This is a genomic window from Gimesia alba (genome assembly GCF_007744675.1).
In the GTDB taxonomy this organism is placed as follows: Bacteria; Planctomycetota; Planctomycetia; order Planctomycetales; family Planctomycetaceae; genus Gimesia; species Gimesia alba.
The window spans coordinates 975,467-995,862 of record NZ_CP036269.1; the positions used below are offsets into that span (position 1 = coordinate 975,467).

Annotated in this window: 16 protein-coding genes; 8 read left to right on the forward strand and 8 right to left on the reverse strand. The window is 51.5% G+C overall.

Annotation, left to right across the window (positions count from 1 at the left end; genetic code table 11):
* The first annotated feature begins 173 nt into the window (after positions 1 to 173).
* The 3 genes from Pan241w_RS03750 to Pan241w_RS03760 all read left to right on the forward strand — a co-directional run bounded on the left by Pan241w_RS03750 (position 174) and on the right by Pan241w_RS03760 (position 2,942).
* On the forward strand, positions 174 to 1,427 hold the full coding sequence (locus Pan241w_RS03750; protein WP_145211160.1) for a glycosyltransferase: 1,254 nt from the start codon (positions 174 to 176) through the stop codon (positions 1,425 to 1,427).
* An 8-nt stretch (positions 1,428 to 1,435) separates the two neighbouring features.
* Positions 1,436 to 2,623: an NAD(P)-dependent oxidoreductase gene (locus Pan241w_RS03755; RefSeq protein WP_145211163.1), complete on the forward strand. Its 1,188-nt coding sequence runs from the start codon at positions 1,436 to 1,438 to the stop codon at positions 2,621 to 2,623.
* A 97-nt stretch (positions 2,624 to 2,720) separates the two neighbouring features.
* Positions 2,721 to 2,942 (forward strand): hypothetical protein, encoded by a 222-nt coding sequence (locus Pan241w_RS03760; RefSeq protein ID WP_145211166.1) that lies wholly within the window; start codon positions 2,721 to 2,723, stop codon positions 2,940 to 2,942.
* A 21-nt stretch (positions 2,943 to 2,963) separates the two neighbouring features.
* On the opposite strand, the gene Pan241w_RS03765 is transcribed toward Pan241w_RS03760, so the two are convergent.
* The 3 genes from Pan241w_RS03765 to Pan241w_RS03775 form a co-directional block, all read right to left on the reverse strand.
* On the reverse strand, positions 2,964 to 4,085 hold the full coding sequence (locus Pan241w_RS03765) for a potassium channel family protein (RefSeq protein ID WP_145211168.1): 1,122 nt from the start codon (positions 4,083 to 4,085) through the stop codon (positions 2,964 to 2,966).
* A gap of 126 nt (positions 4,086 to 4,211) precedes the next feature.
* On the reverse strand, positions 4,212 to 6,326 hold the full coding sequence (locus Pan241w_RS03770) for a glutamine synthetase III family protein (protein ID WP_390621035.1): 2,115 nt from the start codon (positions 6,324 to 6,326) through the stop codon (positions 4,212 to 4,214).
* Between the two features lie 933 nt (positions 6,327 to 7,259).
* On the reverse strand, positions 7,260 to 8,267 hold the full coding sequence (locus Pan241w_RS03775) for an endonuclease/exonuclease/phosphatase family protein (protein WP_145211173.1): 1,008 nt from the start codon (positions 8,265 to 8,267) through the stop codon (positions 7,260 to 7,262).
* 131 nt (positions 8,268 to 8,398) lie between these two features.
* Between Pan241w_RS03775 and Pan241w_RS03780 the strand changes: the two genes are divergently transcribed.
* Positions 8,399 to 9,523, forward strand: coding sequence for a hypothetical protein (locus Pan241w_RS03780; protein WP_145211176.1), 1,125 nt, complete (start codon positions 8,399 to 8,401; stop codon positions 9,521 to 9,523).
* 177 nt (positions 9,524 to 9,700) lie between these two features.
* On the opposite strand, the gene Pan241w_RS03785 is transcribed toward Pan241w_RS03780, so the two are convergent.
* Positions 9,701 to 11,128, reverse strand: coding sequence for a sulfatase (locus tag Pan241w_RS03785; RefSeq protein ID WP_145211180.1), 1,428 nt, complete (start codon positions 11,126 to 11,128; stop codon positions 9,701 to 9,703).
* A gap of 301 nt (positions 11,129 to 11,429) precedes the next feature.
* Between Pan241w_RS03785 and Pan241w_RS03790 the strand changes: the two genes are divergently transcribed.
* The 3 genes from Pan241w_RS03790 to Pan241w_RS03800 all read left to right on the forward strand — a co-directional run bounded on the left by Pan241w_RS03790 (position 11,430) and on the right by Pan241w_RS03800 (position 13,960).
* Positions 11,430 to 11,879, forward strand: coding sequence for a sll1863 family stress response protein (locus Pan241w_RS03790; RefSeq protein ID WP_145211184.1), 450 nt, complete (start codon positions 11,430 to 11,432; stop codon positions 11,877 to 11,879).
* 70 nt (positions 11,880 to 11,949) lie between these two features.
* Positions 11,950 to 13,665 (forward strand): hypothetical protein, encoded by a 1,716-nt coding sequence (locus tag Pan241w_RS03795; RefSeq protein ID WP_145211187.1) that lies wholly within the window; start codon positions 11,950 to 11,952, stop codon positions 13,663 to 13,665.
* A 43-nt stretch (positions 13,666 to 13,708) separates the two neighbouring features.
* A complete protein-coding gene (locus tag Pan241w_RS03800; RefSeq protein ID WP_145211190.1) occupies positions 13,709 to 13,960 on the forward strand; it encodes a hypothetical protein in 252 nt (83 codons plus the stop codon).
* Between the two features lie 71 nt (positions 13,961 to 14,031).
* Here Pan241w_RS03800 and Pan241w_RS03805 read toward each other — a convergent pair whose 3' ends face one another.
* The 4 genes from Pan241w_RS03805 to Pan241w_RS03820 all read right to left on the reverse strand — a co-directional run bounded on the left by Pan241w_RS03805 (position 14,032) and on the right by Pan241w_RS03820 (position 18,396).
* Positions 14,032 to 14,553 carry a hypothetical protein gene (locus Pan241w_RS03805; protein WP_145211193.1) on the reverse strand — a complete coding sequence of 174 codons (522 nt, stop codon included), beginning with the start codon at positions 14,551 to 14,553 and terminating at the stop codon, positions 14,032 to 14,034.
* Positions 14,546 to 15,922 (reverse strand): excinuclease ABC subunit UvrC, encoded by a 1,377-nt coding sequence (locus Pan241w_RS03810; RefSeq protein ID WP_145211196.1) that lies wholly within the window; start codon positions 15,920 to 15,922, stop codon positions 14,546 to 14,548. The genes Pan241w_RS03805 and Pan241w_RS03810 overlap by 8 nt, the downstream gene beginning before the upstream one ends.
* A 76-nt stretch (positions 15,923 to 15,998) precedes the next feature.
* Positions 15,999 to 17,114 carry a carboxylate-amine ligase gene (locus Pan241w_RS03815; protein ID WP_145211199.1) on the reverse strand — a complete coding sequence of 372 codons (1,116 nt, stop codon included), beginning with the start codon at positions 17,112 to 17,114 and terminating at the stop codon, positions 15,999 to 16,001.
* Positions 17,115 to 17,118: 4 nt separating this feature from the next.
* Entirely contained in the window at positions 17,119 to 18,396 is a 1,278-nt protein-coding gene (locus tag Pan241w_RS03820) for a M20 metallopeptidase family protein (protein ID WP_198000311.1), read from the reverse strand.
* 323 nt (positions 18,397 to 18,719) lie between these two features.
* On the opposite strand from Pan241w_RS03820, the gene Pan241w_RS03825 reads away from it, so the two are divergent.
* Positions 18,720 to 20,249, forward strand: coding sequence for a N,N-dimethylformamidase beta subunit family domain-containing protein (locus Pan241w_RS03825; RefSeq protein WP_145211203.1), 1,530 nt, complete (start codon positions 18,720 to 18,722; stop codon positions 20,247 to 20,249).
* The last annotated feature ends 147 nt before the right edge of the window (positions 20,250 to 20,396 follow it).

The window sequence follows — 20,396 nt, forward strand, 5'->3', positions numbered from 1 at the left end:
GGTGGCGACTTTTTGAATGATCGAGATGGATTACAGCGGAATTACGGGAACATCGTCCATATAAATCCCCTTTCAGCTGCTGAATTGAATATTAATGGTCGTATCTCCCTCTACCGACTACTACAATCTGGTCCAAAATCATTTCAGTTTTAGACTTTTCGGAGAGATGACGCATGCGGCTCATCATGATAGCCGTTGGAAGTATTGGTGATGTGTTTCCCCTGCTGGGGATTGCGCGAGAAATGCGCACGCGGGGGCATGCCGTGCAAGTCATTGCGAATCCCTTTTATGCAAAACATGTCGAACAGGTCGGTGCGGAGTTATTACCGATCGGGACGGCGGAAGAACATCAGCAGATGATGAGTCATCCCTCCATCACCCATCCCCGCAAAGGCTGGGCACTCTGGTTGAAGCTGGGCTCGTTGAATTATCTCAAACAAACCTACGCGTTGATTGAAGAACATGCTGTAAAAGGCGAGACGGTTCTCGCCGGCAGCTGGGGCGCGCAGGCGGCTCTGGTAGCCCGTGAGAAACTCGGCATTCCCGCCGCGACGCTTCATCTGGAACCGGACAAATTTCGCACGGCCTTTGATTCTGCCGCCATGCCCCGGCGCTCACTGGTGTTTCAATCAAATCCTGCCTGGCTCAAACGGATGCAATACCGGCTGCTCGACAAACTGCTGATCGACCCTGCCTTTGAACCCGTAAATGCATTTCGCCGCGAATTAGCTCTGCCTGAGATTCAGCATTTCTGGAACGCAGGCATTCATTCACCGGACCTGACTGTCGGTCTCTTTCCCGACTGGTGGGGACCGCTGCAGCCGGACTGGCCGCAGCAGACAAAGCTGATTGGCTTTCCGCTCTGGGATCAAAACCCCGACCAGCAGTTTCCGGAAGAGGTGGCCGAATTCCTGGATGCCGGCGAGCCCCCCGTTGTCTTTTCTCCGGGCGGCTTTGGAAACATTCCGGAAAAACTGTTCAAGATTGTTGTTCCCGTGTGTGAAGAACTGGGGCTGCGGGCGATCTTGCTGACGTCCAATCGCAGTCTGCTCCCGAAACAGTTACCGGAGACGATCGGACATTTTCAATTCATCCCCTTCACCCCGCTGTTAAATAGAGCCGCAGCGGTCGTGCATCATGCGGGCATCGGAACCGCCGCGCTCTGTCTGGCCGCGGGAACGCCGCAAATTGCCATCCCGCCGATGCACATCAATCGAGATACTGCTTTACGGTTAGAGAGACTGGGCGTCGGGCGGATGATTTCCCCCTTTTCCTTGCGGGAGGAATCTCTAAAACAATCGTTGCGAGTGCTTCTGGGGGCTGATACGATCAATTCTAACTGCCAGGAGATTGCATCACGACTCGAAAACAGCAGCACAATTCCTACCGCCGCTGATCTGTTGGAGAGTCTCGTCCCAAAAGCTTAAGTAAATCAATGAAGAATTCGATCGATCCGACACGGGTCTCCCTCGTGGGGTCCGGCTTTTTAGCACGGGGCATGGTCTATGCTCTGAACAATCAATCTGATCTGGAAGTCGGACGAGTTCTCACGCGGCGCGATATTGAGAGTTGTAACGATTTTCCCGATTGTGATCTGCTGACAAATTCTGTAGAGGAAGCGATCAACTCTGCCGAAGTCTTACTGGAGTGCAGCGGCGACCCGGTCCATGCCACGTATGTGATCGAACAGGCAATGCAAGCCGGAATGCCCGTCGTGACCATGAATTCCGAATTTCATGTCACCACCGGGTCCGCTTTTGTCCAGCGGGGTTTTCTGACCGAAGCCGAAGGCGATCAACCCGGTTCCCTGGCCGCGCTGCATCACGAGGTGTGCGGCATGGGTTTCCAACCGCTCGTGTATGGCAATATTAAAGGCTTTCTCGATCACAATCCCCCGCGGGATTCGATGGAGTACTGGGCACGTCGGCAAGGCATCAGCCTGGATCAGGTGGTTTCCTTTACCGATGGGACGAAACTGCAGATCGAACAGGCCTTCATCGCGAATGGTCTGCAAACTAAAATTGCCCAGCCGGGACTCCTCGGTCCTCGATGCCAGGATGTAGCACAAGGGGGCGCCGAATTAGCCGAGGTTGCCGAACAGCTCGGGCATCCGATCAGTGACTATGTTCTGGCTGATGGCGTCAAGTTGCCTGCCGGCGTTTTCATTACAGCGAAACACGATCCCGAGCAACAGTCTTATCTCGAATACTTAAAACTGGGGGCGGGTCCTTATTACACTCTGGTCCGCAACTATCATTTGTGTCATCTTGAAATCATGAAGACAATTCGAGGTGTCATGACCGGCGATGAGCCGTTACTGAATAATTCGTCACAGCCGACCGTCAGCGTCGCCGCCATCAGCAAGCGCGCCTTACAGCCCGGCACACTGATTGAACGCGGGATCGGAAGTTTCGACGTCCGTGGTTCCACCATTCGGATCGCCGAATTTCCGAACCATGTTCCCATCGGCCTGTTGATGGGAGCCCGCGTACGACGGGCCATCTCCGCTGACGAAATGCTGATGCTGGACGATATCGAACTGCCCGAGTCCCGCGCGTTTGACCTGTATCGAGAGATCCTCAACCAAACGACCGAGGTACTCTCCGATTCCGCGGCACATTAAACGGAAGACCGCTCGCCCCGTTCAGTCGCAACACTGAGATGTGATAATTGGTTCTCTGAAACCTTTTATCAATTGCATGTCAAAAATGAATCCGTGGATGTTGTTAGTGACCGCAGTCTTCTTCTCAATTGCAATCTATTTTAGCGACGGGGACGGAGGACTATTCGCGGTTGGCTTGCTTGTATTGTTTAATCAGGTAACGCTTTTTCTCTTACAGTTCCAGAAAGAAAACGCGGAACTGCGATCACGGCTGGATGCGCTTGAAAATAAAGCAATCGTGGAGACAATGCCTGAAAATCGGGCAGTCAATCCTGTTTGATGTTGCTCAAGGTCGCGGCCCCTAAATCTCCGCGGTCACACCACGGTACGTAATCTTGATTCCCTTCGCGGCGAATTTTTCAGACAGGTGCGGGATGTCGTTGTTGTGTACGAGTACAATCACCGCGTCGCCTTCCAGCAATTTCGTATCGGGGGAGAGATCCTGTTCGACTTCGCCGTCGGCCCGGCGGATGGCGACGACCAGAAAGCCGCGATCGCTGCGGACTTCGATCTTATCCAGCGTTTTGTTCGCGAATGTGGAGTCCTTCGTCACCTGTAATTCTTCGAACTGCAGACCGAAGTGGCCCAGTTCGTCTTTGATCGCGCCCTCGCTGGTGAGCTGTTCCAGCATGTTTTCCGTTGTGGGCCGCATGATGAGTTGGGCGACTTTAGAGGCACCGATGGCGGTTGGCAGCACAACGCGATTTGCACCGCAGCCGATCAGCTTTTTCTCGGTCTTGGGATTTTCGCCACGGGCAATGATCATCACATCCGGGTTCATTTCACGGGCGGTGATCGTCACGAACACGTTCGTGGCATCAGCCGAGAGCACGGTCGCCAGCACCGCAGCCCGGCGGATGCCCGCCTGTTCCAGGATGTATTCTTCGGAGGCATCGCCGTTAATCACCCAGTAACCTTGATCCTCGGCTGCCTTCAGGCGGCGTTCGTCGCAGTCAATGACTACAAACGGTTTCTTTGCGGCGAACAGGTTTTTGGCCAGGATCGAACCCATGCGGCCGACGCCGCAGATGATCGTGTGGCCTTGCAGACGTTCGATTTCTTTTGTCATTCTTCTCGCTCCCAGTGCCCGGTTGAGTTCTCCGTCGATCACCATCTGCATGAATCCGCCGATCGTATAAATCACGGCGCCATAGCCGGCGATGATGACCATGATCGTGAGTGCCCGCAGTCCAGACGATTCGATGGGCTGCACTTCACCGTAACCGACGCCAAAGATGGTGATGATCACCATGTAGATCGAATCTTCCAGTTTCCAGCCGGCAGAGACGTAGCCGATCACCGCGACCAGACAAATGAAAAAGAACAGCGCAATCCCGGTGATGATCTTACGGAATGGTCTGGAATGCATCTGACTGTTTCGCTGAATCGCATCGGAAGAGACTAAGGATTCAGAATCGGTCATCGTTGCTTTCTCTATCGCCGTGCTGAAGTGATCCATTTATTGATGCGTCACACAGGAACAGAGCCGATCCAGAATAGGAATTCCGGTCGGCTCTGGTTCACAGACTCAATTGTTAACTCGTCACTGTTACTTGATGAACAGCATTTCCTGGTAGGTTGGCAGTGGCCAGAGATCGTCGGCAACAATACCTTCCAGTTCATCTGCGAAGCCACGAACTTTGTTCATCAGCGGCAGAATCGTATGGCAGTAGTAGTTGGCTTCGGCGAGCAGATCTTCCGATCCGTTCTCGGCACCCGCTTCTTCCAGTTCCGCAATGCTGTCCTGCAATGATTTGACCAGTAACGTGACCTTGTCCAAGGTCTTGGTGTCGAAATCGTAGTCCAGCATTTTCAGGCTGGCACAGTTCGAAACCAATTCGCCCTGGTAGCGGATGACAGCCGGGAAGATCATTGTCTTGGCCATCTTCAGCGTCAGGTTGTACTCAACCTTGATCGACATGACGTACTGTTCGAGGTAAGTTTCCAGACGGCTTTCCAGTTCGCGTTCTGAAAGGACGCTGTACTTGGTAAACAGTTCTTTCACTTCTTCGGTCTGCAGAATGGGCAGAGCATCGGCGGTGGTTTTGAGGTTCAGCAGACCCCGTTTTTCCGCTTCAGCGTGCCATTCATCACTGTAACCATCGCCATTGAAGATGACGGCTCCGTGCTCGTTCATAATTTCAGTCAGCAGTTTCTGTAATTCGCCGTGCAGTTTGGCTGGATCTCCGCCAGTCGCTTCTTCCAGCTTGGTCGCACAGAAATCCAGTGAGTCAGCAACGATGGTGTTCATCGCGACCAAGGGACCGGCGATTGACTGGTTAGAACCGACGGCACGGAATTCAAACCGGTTACCGGTGAAAGCGAACGGGCTGGTTCGGTTTCGGTCGCCCGCATCTTTCGGCAGCGGAGGCAGAACGTCGACACCAACAGTCAGTGTTCCCTTAGGAATGGAAGAGTTGGCACCACCCGATTTAATCTGTTCGAAGACGTCTGTCAGCTGATCGCCCAGGAAAACCGAGATGATCGCCGGTGGTGCTTCGTTGGCACCGAGGCGATGATCGTTACTGGCGGAAGCAACTACAGATCGCAACAGACCCTGGAACTTGTGAACCGCACGGATGACGGCGGCACAGAACAACAGGAACTGAGCATTTTCGTGAGGTGTGTCACCGGGATCCAGCAGGTTACCCTGTGAGGAACTTCCCATGGACCAGTTAACGTGTTTACCTGATCCATTCACGCCGGCGAATGGCTTTTCGTGAGTCAAGCAGACCATGCCGTATTTTTCAGCCGTCCGTCGCAGTGTGGTCATCAGCAGTTGCTGGTGGTCGGTGGCGATGTTGGCAGATTCAAACAGCGGGGCGATTTCGAACTGTCCGGGAGCCACTTCGTTGTGACGGGTTTTCACGGGGATACCCAGTTTGAACAGTTCACGCTCGGCTTCAAACATGAAGGAGAGTACGCGGTCGGGGATCGCACCGAAATAGTGATCGTCGAATTCCTGCCCTTTTGGTGGTTTGGCACCAAACAGGGTACGACCGGCATTGAGCAGGTCGGGGCGGGCGTAATAGAAGTTCTTATCGATCAGGAAGTATTCCTGTTCGGGACCAGCGGTAGAAGAAACCAGGCTGCCGTCGTTGTGACCGAACAGTTTCAGAATTCGCTGAGCCTGTGCATTCAAGGCCTGCATCGAACGCAAAACGGGAGTTTTCTTGTCCAGAGCTTCTCCGGTCCAGGAAACGAAAGCGGTCGGAATGCAGAGTGTGGTTCCGTTGGTGTTTTCCAGAATGTATGCGGGGCTGGTGACGTCCCAGATGGTGTAACCGCGGGCTTCGAAGGTTACGCGGATACCACCGGTTGGGAAGCTTGAACCATCGGGCTCGCCCTGGATCAGCTGGGCACCACTGAATTCCGCGATCGCGCTGCCGTCTCCATCGGGAGAGAGGAAGCTGTCGTGCTTTTCGGCGGTGGATCCGGTCAGGGGATAGAAAACGTGGGCGTAGTGAGTGGCCCCTTTTTCGATGGCCCAGTCTTTGATGGCGGAGGCGACAACGTCTGCCGTCGAGCAGTCGAGCTTTTCACCCGCTTCGATGGTTTGTACCAGTTTCTTGTAGACTTCTTTAGGCAGACGTTTTTTCATCGTTGCTTTAGAGAAGACGTTCGCGTTGAACAACTGAGCCGTCGGTTCGTCTTTGAAATTCATGGGAGGGTAGCTGGGCTTAAAGCTGGTGGCAGCAGCGATGGCGGAAGTTCGCGGAGAACCATTGGAAGCGGAAGATCCATTGCTGCCAGCGGAGAACGAAGTTGAAGCACTCGAAGTTGCAGTGTTCACGATTTTTTTACCTTTTCATTTGGGCGAAAATACTACTTAGGTTGTACATCTGCGGGAAACCACGTGGCTAAAGCAGAACAGTTTGGATTATTTTTATGTGAAAATCGGTTGTGTTTTTTACAATCAGCTCAAATCGCTACTTTGAATTACTGGTCGTTTGCGATGGAAACCAGCACAAAACGGTTGGAAATTCCCGAATAAAAGTAATGATTTATCTCTATTGAGCAGAATATGTGCCAATTAGTAGCTGATCTCAGCTTTGTGGGGCATCACTGGTCCGAGTATGCGCTTCGACTGGAAATCGAGGAAGAATTCACGCAGAAATAATGAACCGAAACATGGTTTTTCAGTCTTGAATTGAACGATTTCGGAGCCCGGTAATCTGTGATGGGACCCCCGGTTTTTTTGCAAGAATTAAGGGGTAAATCCCGATATCAAAGCGACTCACTTCTGGCTGCATATTCGTTATGCAAGATCTGCAACTATAATTAGCAGTATGCCTCTTAGGAAGGCATAAGCAGAAGGCAAACTTTACTATGTCTGACTTTTAATTAAGTAATATAGTTAAATTAATGCCTGCATTTTGTTCAACCTGTGGACCGGTTCATGAGGGGAAACGGGCTGATTTCGAGAACCAACGGGCCGGATGTCGTCGGGGGCCTCAGCAGGGAACCGTTTCTGGAGTGAATTTGCTCCTCACTTCCGTCGACCCGGATTCAACTGCGGAAAACTCGTGCCCACCGATTTCAGCCAGCCGGGCAATTATTTCCACATAATAAAAGATTCCAGAAATGATGAAGCGTATCATTTCAGAATTAGATCTGCGATCACCGTGCGATGGTCGGTATTGATGGCGGGTTCGGAAATGACATGCATTGGTTGAAACGCATCATCGCTCCAGATCTGATCTATGCGTAAAAAAGGCAGCTCGTTCGTAATTGTATTCCCCCAGCCCGCACCGGCGGTTGAAAAAGCATCCTGTAACGACGCCGGCAGTTCCCGGAAGATCGGATCCTGCGGGTTGGCGTTGAAGTCACCACCCACGATCAGCGGCAGATTGGCAGGAATCTCTGTTAAAGCTTGCGAGAGAGTGGCAAGCTCGGCACGTTGCTTGATGCGATGGTCACGAAAATCGCGCCAGCACGCGGGGTTCCACAAATCCAAACGAAACGGGGGCGGCGAGAGACGCAGTGAAACAACCACAAGTTGGCGGCCTGTGGGAAGTGTCAGCTTTCCGACCGACCAGTTCATCGTGGTTGCGATCGGTTCGATTTCACCCCGGCAGAGGATGGAGGCATCCACGCCAGCCAGCAGATTCGTTTCTCCACCGAACAACTCGTTAGCGATGGTTTTCAAATTCTCGATTGTGGGAGACTCCTGAATCAGAATCAGATCCGGGTTCTTTTGTTTCAGTGCAAGGATCGATTGCTGACTGCCGCTGCAGTTGATCGTAATCACACGCAGGGCGCGCTCTTGTTCTCGGGCCGCAACCCACTCGGAGTTTGATGAGCCCCACAGCCCGCGCCACAAACTCAACGGCGTATCTGCAAAACCGACCAGGAACACAAACCAGAGACCGATTGTCGTCAGAGCCACCCATCGGCTTTTCGTTTTGAACAGAATCAGCGACAGAAACAAACCACCGGTAAACCAGACCCAGACAGGATACACGGTAATCGCCACACACGCATCAAACTGAAATGCATAACTGAGGCTCAATCCGATGAGTAATACCAGGGATAAGCCAGCGATGAGGTATGCGATGAAATTTGTGAGTCGACCTGCCGAAGGTATGTGATCATCTTGATTCATTTCGCTGCCTGCTGCGCTGCTGGTTTTTTAAAAAGTGTTGGCCAAGTCTCTGAATCTAAACTATGATACGCAGCACTGAATTGCCAGAGGAAGATCAGGAAGTTTCAGGATCGAACGGGGGAGACAGGGAAGTGAGACCGCAACGAAATCGAAAATCATCTGGATGGATCTGTCTGTTCTGCCTGCTGGCCTGCCCGCAGTTGTCAGCCGAACCGCCTCAGCAGCAGAATGATAATGAAAACGTTCCCAAACGGACCGAGATTCATTTTGACGATCTGCAGAAGAAGTACCGGATCATCGGCCGACTCGGAAAACCGGTAGGGGAGTTCCATACCATTCATGGAACCTGGAAACGTTTCAATTTTTCCGGACGTCAGCTTTTCTTTCAAATTACCCACGTGAATTTTCAGAAATTGCCTGAGCCACAACTCTATCCGGAACGGCACTTCAAACTGGCACACCTCTGGGCGACTTCGAAACTGAATGTTGACCCCGACCATTCTCCGATCTGTGAATACCGAGTCTGGGAGTCGCTGGAATATTTTGGTACTCCTGATGATTTCTGGGACGAGTCAAAACTGCCCCCTTCAATCAGTATCCTTCCCGGTTTTGCAGGCAGGGAGAAAAAAGCAGCGATACCCCTGGAACTCACCAGTGAGTTGAATTATGTGAAGGCAAAAGTTCTAAAACAGAATGAAGTCAAAGAAAAGTTAGAAAATTCAACGTTCTCAGAAAGCAGGGCCGCAGAATCAAGTATCAATCCTGCTTCCGATCAAACTGGCGAAAACCGGGATAAGGTACTAATTGACATTGGCTTTTACGATCTGCGCGACCGCTATCAAATCATCGGCAAACTGGGAAAGCCACTGGGCGAATACTCCACAATCCGTGGTGTGTGGAAAAGAGAACGAGCAACCATCGGACAACGGATTCGTCGATTCCATCGCTTCTATGTGACCCATATCGACGGGCAGGAATTGGACAAAAGCGTGATTATCAACCATCGGTGGGATACAATTTCCAGTTATGGAGTTATGCCATTTAAACCTGCTGTACCCGATCCTGAGGAAACCGAAGTCTGGGAAATGCGCGTTGTGGAATTGATGAGAAATCGAGGACTTGCTGCGGGGTTTAATGGAGAAGCCGGCTTAATCGAACAACACAACAGTTTCTTTGAACTGGTCAACGTGCTTCGCTACCATCGCCGTCCCTCGATTATCAAGGGGGAAGGTTTTAAAAGAGTGTTAAAACCTTAATATTAAGGTTCCTGGTATCTCGGGTGCGAGCAGCATTGAGCCAGACTGGCAGGATCGATGTGGCTGGTTACTTTGATAAGAGCTACGAATTTGCAGATCGTTTGTTCCTTGGTGTTTTTCTACATCGTGTGGCAGCTGACACCTTTTAACACCCCATCCTGGTTTAACCCTTACGTCTCACTTCCGTCGATCCGGATTCTCCTGTGGAAAACTTGCATCCACCGATTTTAACCAGCCGTGTAGGTCGTCCCACAACTGTTGTGCCTGCGCGGGGTTCTGTTTTGAGACATCGGTCGTTTCGGCGGGATCCTGGCTGAGATCATACAATTCATTCCGGCCGTCTTCGTAGTAATGAATCAGCTTCCAGTTGCCAGCTCGAATCGCGCTGGCAGGTGTTGTCGTTGGATAATAATGCGGGTAATGAAAATGCAGCCGGTCGCGCGCTAATTTCTTTTGGGAACCGGTCAGCAGTGGCTTCAATGAGACGCCGTCCCGCTGGTTCTGTCCCTGATCTGCTTCCAGTTGCAGGAGGTCGATCAGCGTCGGATACAGGTCGGACGTCACTACCGGCTCGGCGGAGACGGTTCCCGCTGTCGTCACGCCCGGCCACTTGATCAACAGAGGAATGCGGATGCCCCCTTCGTAGAGTGACCCTTTCCCCGAACGGAGCGGATGATTGCTGGTGACGGTTTTTCCGTTGTACTTGTTGATGAAGCCCCCGTTATCCGACATCAGGATCACGGCGGTTTTGTTGGCGAGTTTCAGTTCGTCCAGCGTGCGTAAGATCCGTCCCACGTTTTCATCCAGGCTGGCCACCATCGCCGCGTACTCGGCGTTCTGCCAGGGGGAGTCCGGCTGAATTTTTTTCTCGTACGCCTGCACCACCGCCGGCTTGCCTTCGATGGGGGTATGCACGGTATGAAACGCCATGTTCAGAAAAAAGGGTTTCTCTGTGGAAGACTTCAACAAGCGGATCGCTTCGTCGGTCAGCCGATCGGTCAGGTAGTCGTCCTTCTCACTCCGCTCCAGCAGACCTGGCACATAGCGAAATTCGTTTCCGTAATGCTTCGATCCGGAGAAGGGATAAAAGAAGGTCTGCGGTGCGCCCCAGAGTGTGCCGCCGATGTTGACGTCGAAGCCGTGACTCTCGGGGTAAAAGCCCGCTTCCCCCAGATGCCATTTGCCGACATGCAGCGTCCGGTAACCCGCCCGGTGCAGGCGTTCGGCGATGGTGGTCTCGTCGTGCGAAAGGTTCGGCAGCGATTTGCCCTCGATCAGCGGCCGCTTTGTTTTGCGCTGTGACTTGGCCTGTTCGTGCCAGACCGTCATCTTGAGCCGGGCCGGGTTCTTGCCGGTCATCAGCGACGCCCGCGTCGGACTGCAGACCGGCGAAGCCGCGTAGGCCTGGGTGAACTTCATACTCTGATTCGCCAGCCGATCGATGTGTGGCGTCTGATGCAGCGAATTGCCATAACAGGCCAGATCATGTGCTCCGAGATCATCGACGATGATATACACGACATTCAGCGGCGCCGCGGTCACAACCTTTGGCACGGCCAGTAGAATCAGAACAAACCAGAACACTTTCCCGGCCAAGCGCTGCATCGGGAACTCCTTAGTTGATATAGTATGAATGAGATTAAGTTATGTTGATCACGAATCTGTATTCTATCGTAACGTTTCCCGGGAATCGAGGGTCCCCTCGATCATGGAGCCGTATTGACTGCTCAGCCATCAGTCTGCATGATCAGAAACCGGTTCTCAATCCCTGGTAAACCATAAGCCCTTTGCGCAAGCCGTGGTAGCAGGATTGGTATGTGTTTTGCGTGCTGATAGAGTTGAAATGTTATCATGGGCGAATGCATTGAGCTACGAATGATCTGTTGAAAACACAAAGGAGAACAGCATGCGAAATTTGACTCCCTGTTTCTTGAGCCTGAGTTTGTTACTGGTCGCGTGTGAGAATCAAAATTCACCGGCACCGGTTTCAAGTGAAAAGAAGGTGACGAGTGAAGATGTGAAAAAAGAAATCGGCGAAGCCGTTGATACGACAAAAGAATTCACGAAAGAAAAACGGGATGAGTACGCCAGACAGATTAACCAGAAGCTGGATGATCTGAATAAAAAAATCGCCGAACTGGAGGCCAAAGGTGACAAGCTGAAAGAGGATGCCAAAACAAAATGGAATGAGCGGCTGAAGAATCTCAAGCAGAATCGAGACCAGATGAGTCAGCAACTGGAAGAATTCAACAAGTCATCAGCAGACGCCTGGGACGGCCTGAAGCGAGATCTGGACATCGCCTGGACTAACTTAAAACAAGCCTACGATAAGACGGCGGAAGAAGTGAAAGAATAAGTTGAGGGAAGACGTGTTGGCTTGATAGAATCTGATTGACTCATGAGGTCATTATCAGGGAAAACGTTTTATGAAATTTCATATTCACCGAAGAACACTAACCCTGATCCTGATTGTATTTTTTGTACTTAATGTTCCGACTGTTGGGCAGGCTGGTGAAGAAGTTCTGTTTCAACTGGCACGTTCTTTACTCAATGAAAAGACTGGAACGGGCGAGAAGGTACCTGCATTTCGACGGAAACAGGTTTTAGAGGCCCTTGCAAGATTAAGATTGGAAAAAGAGCTAGAATACTGGCCAGCAAAGAATCCAGTCGAAGCAAAAAACAGACTATCGATCTGTTGGGAAAATGGCCTTTACTGGGCAGGTCTGAGCTATGCGCAAGAGTCCGGTCTGTCACTCTCTCAAAAGCTGGCCTCCCTCGCAGGGCATGGGGAATCACCGCCGGAGAGATTGATCACACAGCTGTTGGCGCAGGAAACGAAACCTGTACAGCCGCTGGATCAGTCCATGGTGTCACTCATGCGATTCGCCGCCCGGTATAATCAAGCTCTCAGAAGCGAAAATCGCGAAGCTGAATTGAACAACCTGGTCCCGGTCGCGATTGAGTTGGCACCGCAGGCTTTGCAGCTTTTAGAAACGTCATATCCGCCGGATAAATTCTATATTTTATTATATCACCCTGTCAAATCAGAAGTGGCGCAGTGTACTTTAGCCATGCTTACACTTGTGCCTGTGGATCAGCGTCCGCCTGAGCTGTGTACGCTTTCTCTACAAGTCGAATTGATGTTCGGACTGTCATGTATTCGTCGAGGTTGGACTTCTGCTTTTAATACGGGAATTGATTTGTTGGCAAAAAAAGATGAATCAATGGCCTTGATGTTGTGGCAATCAGGTTTTCTGACAGACCCGGAAATGGTAAGAAACAGTTCCCTCTTGCTCTTACCCGAGAGTCACAAAGCCGCTCCGAAATTACATCATTTTGTTGCTGGTGTGAATTCGTGTTTGAATTTGTTGCGAACCCAGACTTACCAAAAGAGTCCGGAAGCCTTAAGCAAACTGCTGCAGGAACCGGAAAGCGAACTCTGGCGTTTTTGTGTACTGCTCTCTCTGGAAACTGCCCGGCTGCGCGCCGATCGAAAATTGCTGCAGCTGGCATCTCGCAGTCTGCTGGAACAGAGCGATCGGCTCTACAGTTTCAAAAGGGAAGAAGATGAAAACATGGCCGAAGATCTCCGCTGTCTTTATTATTCAGCCTTTCGGGCTGCCAAACGCGTAAACGACTCTAAACTGCAGCAGAAACTCCTGGAACGGATTCTCTCGATTGATCCGGATATCGATGGAACTTACCACAACGTTCTTACTATTCACCACACGGACATATCAGACTGGAGTCAACTGCTCAGTGATGCTGCAATCGATCCTAAATGGTTGAAAAAGTATGAAGAAATTTCGCTAAACACATTCGAAAAGTATCTTTTTGGGCAATACGAAATCGGTATGCTCTGGGCGACGACCGCACAGTCTGAGATAAACGGCAAACAGATTTTGACCATGTATCGCAAATGTTCCGACTTGAATACCCTCGCCCGAGGAGCCGGTTTCGCTGCAGGCAGAGGATGTGCCTTATTATCAGTGGGAGCCACCTGGCTGAACTTATGCCAGTCAGCCCCTCGCTACAATAGTGTCGAATGCTTTATCGAATATTGTGAAGGGTATACGGAAGGGAAACAAAGCTCACGTTCTGACTGGGACACACGCCTGCTGCAGGTGCTCAATCAGAAATAACAATTTCCAGCTTTTGAGCCCTCATTGTTAAGAAAGTCGCGCTATGCAAGATATTTTATTCAATTATGACGAGGCGCAAGAATTTTTGAATGAACTCAGAGAGAGGGATCTAAAGACCTGGTCACTGGTCTCGTTCACTTTTAGCAAATTGATATTTGCTGCGATTGCAGGTGAAGTGCCAAATTCTTCTTTCGATCTGCTGTATTTTGTCAAAGTACTGGAGAAAGCGTTGGGATGTCATGATAAATTAGCACTGATGCTGGATGGAGACACTTTAGAATGGCCAGATTTGTAAATAAAATCTCTGTGAATAATAATGAGAACACGAAATGTTAAATCCACGGATTAAAAAGGCATAGGTCTGAGTCACTTCTTTACCCGATCTCTTCGAATCATCACAGTGAAGTATTTTGCAACTTTGGCATCTGGTAGATGTATTCTATAGTAATATAATCTAACACCATCAGAGGACTTAGCATAATAAAGCCGATCTCCTTTGTCATTTTCCGAGTAAATAAATCGATATGATTGAACTGATTCACTGGGCAAACCTTTAAGAGATCTCCCAGCATGATTCCGATCATATGACCAACCGACATAATAAAAGTCGGAAGAGGAAAAAAGAGTATGTAATCTATCTCTCTCAAGCATAGAATTCTGAGTCGGTTCATTCGTCCAACCAGCTCCGATTGTTGCCAGTGCATCAAGTTCTTTTTTATATTTAGAGTCAATTACAAGATGCGATTGCTTTAAGTGTGAAATTGATAAAAGTAAAAAGAACAGCAAGATAGTGAGGCCCATCAAAGCTAAAATCACAATGCGTTTTACAATTTTACTGTTTTTCATGTGACGGATTATTTCTCTCAGATGGCTTTTTTCCTCACTCATCAAAGTGCGATTTCTTTCGCAGCAGATGGTGGTAGTGCTGGGCAAACCGGTGCGATTCGTCGCGGACGTATTGCAGGAGTCTTAAGCCGTAGGAGTGGCGGCTCAGGCGGCGGGGTTCGGGTTCGCCGGGGACGAAGACTTCTTCTTCCCGTTTCGCCAGCGAGATTGTAAACGGGGGCTCGACGCCCAGTTCGCGCATGGCGGTCATGGCGGCGTTGAGCTGGCCTTTGCCGCCGTCGATCAGCAGGATGTCGGGGAAACTTTCCCCTTCCTGATGCAGGCGCCGGATGCGGCGGCTGACAACTTCGCGGATTGAGGCGAAATCGTCGATGCCTTTGACCGTGCGGATTTTGAACCGCTTGTAGCCATGCTTGAAGGGGAGGCCGTCGATGAATTGCACTAGGCTGGCGACTGTCTCACCCCCCTGCAGGTGTGCAATGTCGACCCCTTCGATGCGTCGCGGCAGTTCGGGGAGCCCGAAGACTTTCTTTAACCCCTGCATCCCTTTTTTCGGATCGATATAAAACACTTCGGGCTGCGCATGGTCTTCGAGATTGCCGCGGAGATTCAGACTGTCGAGCAACTGGATCTCATCCCGCAGTCGGGCCGCCTTCTCGTAGAGTTTGGCTTCCGAAGCCGCCTGCATCTCCTTTTTCATTTCGTTGAGCAGCCGATCCTTCTTGCCGTCCAGAAATAGTTTCAGCTTGTTGATGTCCTTGCGATAGTCTTCTTTGCTGATCCGTAAATTACAGGGAGCCGTGCATTGATTGATGCTGTGCAAGAGGCAGGGGCGGAACCAGCGCCACTTTTCGTCCCCCTCTTCGATGTCCAGCGAACAATTGCGGAAGCGGAAAATTTTCTGCAGCACGGTGATCGTGCCGCGGAGCTGTTTCGCGTTGGTGAAGGGACCGTAGAGTTTCGTTCCCTTGCTGTGCGGCTTGCGGGTGAATTCCACGCGGGGGAAATCTTCGCGGGTCGTGATTTCGAGATAGGGAAATGTTTTGTCGTCTTTAAGTTCTGAATTGAAGCGGGGGCGGATGTCTTTAATCAGCCGGGCTTCGAGGAGCAGGGCGTCGACTTCGGTTTCCGTTTCCAGAAAATCAATGTCGGCGATTTCCGTGACCAGTTCGGCAGTGCGGCGTTCGACGGCAGCCGCCTGTGTGAAATAGCTGGACGCACGGCTTTTCAGATTCACGGCTTTACCCACGTAGATCACACGGGCCTGTGCGTCTTTCATCAGATAGACGCCCGGCGTGGTCGGAAACGTGCGGACTTTTTCCTGGGGTGTCTGCGCAGTTTCCTCGTTCGACGGAGTCGTCGGTTCGGACGTGGAAGAATCATCGTTGGGCAGAGGCCCCGTTTCAGACACGGAATCAGATTCCTGAAAAAACGCGACTAGAGTTTCATTCGCTGGGATACTGAATTATAGAGGGGACAGGGTGAAATCAGAAGATGTTATTTTCTTCAATCATCTGTTTGACGACTTCCCGTTTGTCATTGGTGGCCTCCATAATCTCCAGCTGCCGTTTCGCTCCGGAATGATGGATCAGATCGTAGATGCGGTTTAACTCGTCTGTACACTCCAGCCGTTCCGACATGGGGGCAACCAGATCGACCAGATGTTTCGTCGAGTCGATGACCGAATAGAGTTGATAGCTGTCGCTGTTGACCAGACTGGCGTCGATGCCGTAGCGGGTGGCCCGCCATTTATTCTGTTGCACCATCATTGGGTGATGCTGCAGTTGATACGCGCCTTCATCGATTTCATCAGAGATGCATTTAACGAGACATTGTACGAACGCAGTTAACGAGAGCACCTGTTCCAGATTGGCAGGCATATCGCAGACGCGAATCTCTACGGTGCCGAAATTATGATGCGGGCGAATGTCCCACCAGATTTCGCGAATGGTATTAATGAAGCCGGTACTGATCAGGTGGTTGATGAGCCACGTGTATTCGCTCCAGTTCCGCATGGTGGGGGGCAACCCTGCGGTGGGCAGCCCTTCCATGATTTTCGAACGGTTCGAATGCAGGCCGGTATTGCGTCCTTCCCAGAAGGGAGAGTTTGAAGAGAGCGAGAGCAGCAGCGGCAGGTAGCGCAGCATGCGGTCACAGACCATGACGGCTTTATCGCCGGAATCGACGCCGACATGAATGTGTAAGCCGAATGTGACCAGACGGCGGGCGACATCCTGCATCAGGTCGACGAGTTCGTAGTAGCGTTCGTTGACGGTGATTTGCTGATCGCGCCACGAAGAGAAGGGGTGGGTCGCAGCCCAGAACAGTTTCAGGCCCAGCTTGTCGGTGACTTCGGTCACCGCTTTCAGTTTGGCGGTCAGGTCCCGGCGGACATCGCCAACGGTACGACAGACGCCCGTATTGATTTCCAGATAACTTTGCATCAGCTCCGGTTTGACGGACTTTTGCATCTCTTCGGAAAGGCCTGCCAATAGATCTGTGATCGAGTTCGAGAGCGCAAAGGTTTCGGCATCGACCAGCTGTAATTCCAGCTCCACGCCCAGAGTCGGGTAATCATTTCTTGCGAAAGAAATTGTTCCCATATGACTAACACCCTTTTTTGATGAGTTGTGGATTCAGTGAAAGCAATAATGCGGTCTGCAGCAGAATGCGACTGCCGAGTGCCAAAACGCGTTCGTCGATGTCGAAGAAAGGCGAATGCAAAAAGGCCGTCTTCTGACCCGGTTTCGCACAACCCAGTCGCAGCATGGAACCGGGAGTCGTTTGCAGGTAAATCGAAAAGTCTTCGCCCCCCATGCTGGGCTGATCGATGAGTCCCACCTGCTCGGAGCCAAGCACATCGCGCGATGCCTGTTCCAGTGCTGCCGAAATCGTCGTGTCATTGACGACCGCGGGCAGGGGAGATTTAAACAGCGTTTCGATTCGCGTTCCCGTACTCTTGGCGATGCCCTCGGCAATATCATCAATGCGTCGGTGCAGTACATCGCGGGCATGGTCGTTGGTAGACCGCAGTGATCCTTTGAGGACGGCAGTTTCGGGAATCACATTCGGCGCCTGACCTGAGGTGATTTGTCCAATGGTAAATACGGCCGGCATCCGCGAATCGATTGCGCGCGGCAGATTCTGGTACAGGCTGGAGATCAACTGGGCGGCGGTGGTAATCGGATCATTGCCGTGATGAGGGCGAGCCGCGTGGGCGCCGAGGCCGTGGATCTCAAAATGAACTTCGTCACAGAACGCCGTCATCACACCGTAGCGGATATTCGCCGTCCCGGCTGCGATTTCGGGGTCCATATGCAGGCCGATGATTGCCGCCACATTTTCCAGCGCCCCCTGTTCCACCATCCAGCGGGCACCCATGCAGATTTCTTCCGCCGGTTGAAAGATGAATCGCAACCGCAGCCCCTGATCGGGCCACTCGGATTCGAAGATTTCAGTGAAACGGCGGGAGCTTAGGGCGGCGCCTAATGCGATCGCAGTATGGGCATCGTGCCCACACAGATGTCCGACTCCCGGATTGTGCGAGCAGTAGTCCACTTCTTTCTGATCGGTAATCCGCAGGGCGTCGATGTCGGCGCGAATGGCAATCAAAGGGGCGTCGGGGGCCGGCGTTCCCAATGTCAGGTCGGCGATGACACCGATTTCGTTCTGCATTAGCTGGGGCGTTAACCCGTTTTCACGTAAGGTTTTACAGATGAATTGGGATGTCTGTTTTTCTTCGCCGCTGACTTCCGGATTTTTATGCAGGGTCCGCCGAATGTCGATCAGCGCTGGTTCCAGCTCGCTGAGTTCCTGTTCCAGTTGTTTTGAGAGCGCCTGATAGCAGGCCCTGATTTCTGTCTGATCAAGCGAAAATGATGCCACTGACAACTCCGGGTGCGGTAGCCATGATGAATAAAGACCGTCATCGCGACAGTCTATTTCATCAGAGACTGTTATGGAAATCCTTTAATTATACTTATTATTTTAATAAAGTTAAGGTTATCATGGAGAGATAACGTATAAACTAACCTGTGGCCAGGTTTCTTATGGCGTCTCCATGGCCTTTTGGATCGAGTATATTAGCACGAAGGATGCGATCATTAAATGGGCGCGTTCTAGAGAGTTCAGCAGAAAAAGAGAACAGATCAAAACAGCAGAAGATTGTTCACTCATCTTAGACACCTTTGAGTATAGGAACTGGCACCATGAAAGAGATGAACTCGGATCGTCGCAAATTGTTAAAAGGAGCCGTGGCGACGTCGCTGGCGTCACTGGCAGGGAACCTTTCTCTGGAAGACGCACATGCTGCCAAGGCGGACCCGGATTTAATCCATCGCGAAAACTTGAAAGAAGGCGCCACTGACTGGCAACTGACGCGCGTGCAGCTTGATAAACGTGCTGGTTTTCGTTCTCCCAAGATTGAAGGCTATTGTTCCAAACAGAGTGTGGCTGCCGGCGATACGATTGATATTAAAGTCTCCACGCGTCCTGAGCAGGAATTCAAGATCGAAATCTTTCGCACCGGTTATTATGGTGGGCGTGGTGCCCGCCTGATGAAAACCATCGGTCCTCTGCAAGGTAAAGCGCAGCCCGTTCCCAAGCCGGGCAAGAAAAATTTGCATGAATGCCATTGGGACTCTGCGGTCACACTGACGATTCCAGACGACTGGCCGAGTGGCGTTTATCTCGGGCGTCTTTCCACGCTCAAAGACAAAACTGGCTATGGCTACTGGCAGAGTTATGTGGTGTTCATTGTCAAAGATGATCGGCCCGCGGATATTCTGTTTCAATGTTCCGACAATACCTGGCAGGCTTACAACAAGTGGCCGAGCAACTATTCGGTTTACACGCACCCCAAAGGCAATCAGGGACCTTGGGCCGACGTCAGCTTTGATCGCCCGTACGCCAAGTACGCACAGATTTATGAAAACCCGCAATCGATCGGTTCGGGGGAATGGCTCTGCTTTGAATTTCCGTTTGCCTACTGGCTGGAAAAGCACGGCTATGATGTGACCTATTGCTCCAACAGTGACATGGTCACGCCCGATCACGGCTTGAAATGCAAATCATTCCTCTCGGTCGGTCACGATGAATACTGGGACATCAAACAGTATGAATCGGTTGTGAAGATGCGCGATGCGGGTGTCAATCTATTGTTCTTCTCCGGTAACTCGGTTTGCTGGGTGACGCCGCTGCTCGACAGCACCGACGGACGACCAAAGCGCATCATGTTTCGTGGCGGACCCTATGGCGGCAAGTACAAATACGCCGAAGACCGCGAACGGGATAACGGTCCATTTCCATTCCGGGGGCCGGATGAAGGTTATCTGATGGGCTCCCGTAATGTCGACCCGGTCAACGGTGGCGGCGACTGGGTTTGTGAGTTGCCCGATCACTGGATCTTTGAAAACACGGGTATGAAAAAGGGAGACTCGATTCCCGGTTTGATCGGCTGGGAATATCACGGCGATCCCCCCAAAGATATTCCCGGTCTGGAAGTCGTGGCGAAAGGAACGGCGCTACAGGGCGGCGTGAATCCACAACAGTGGACGGCGACCATCTATCCCGGACCGAAAGATAACTTCGTGTTCAATGCCTCCACCATCTTCTGGTGTCAGGATCTGGCCAGTCCCCCCGGGCACATGCTACCCTGGTCTCACTGGTCGCGGCCGCATGGCCCCGATGAGCGCGTGCAGCAGATCACGCATAACATTATGCGGCGTGCCATTTCCTGATGTCACGTTGCACTTGACGTTCCAAACGATCAAAACGCCCTCCTGTTTCAGGGGGGCGTTTTTTGTTGAGATCTTCAAAATGAATTCACGAAAACTTCTTAATGGGCTGTTTTTGTAAAACTTTTTGAGAGGAAAGGGAGAGACGGC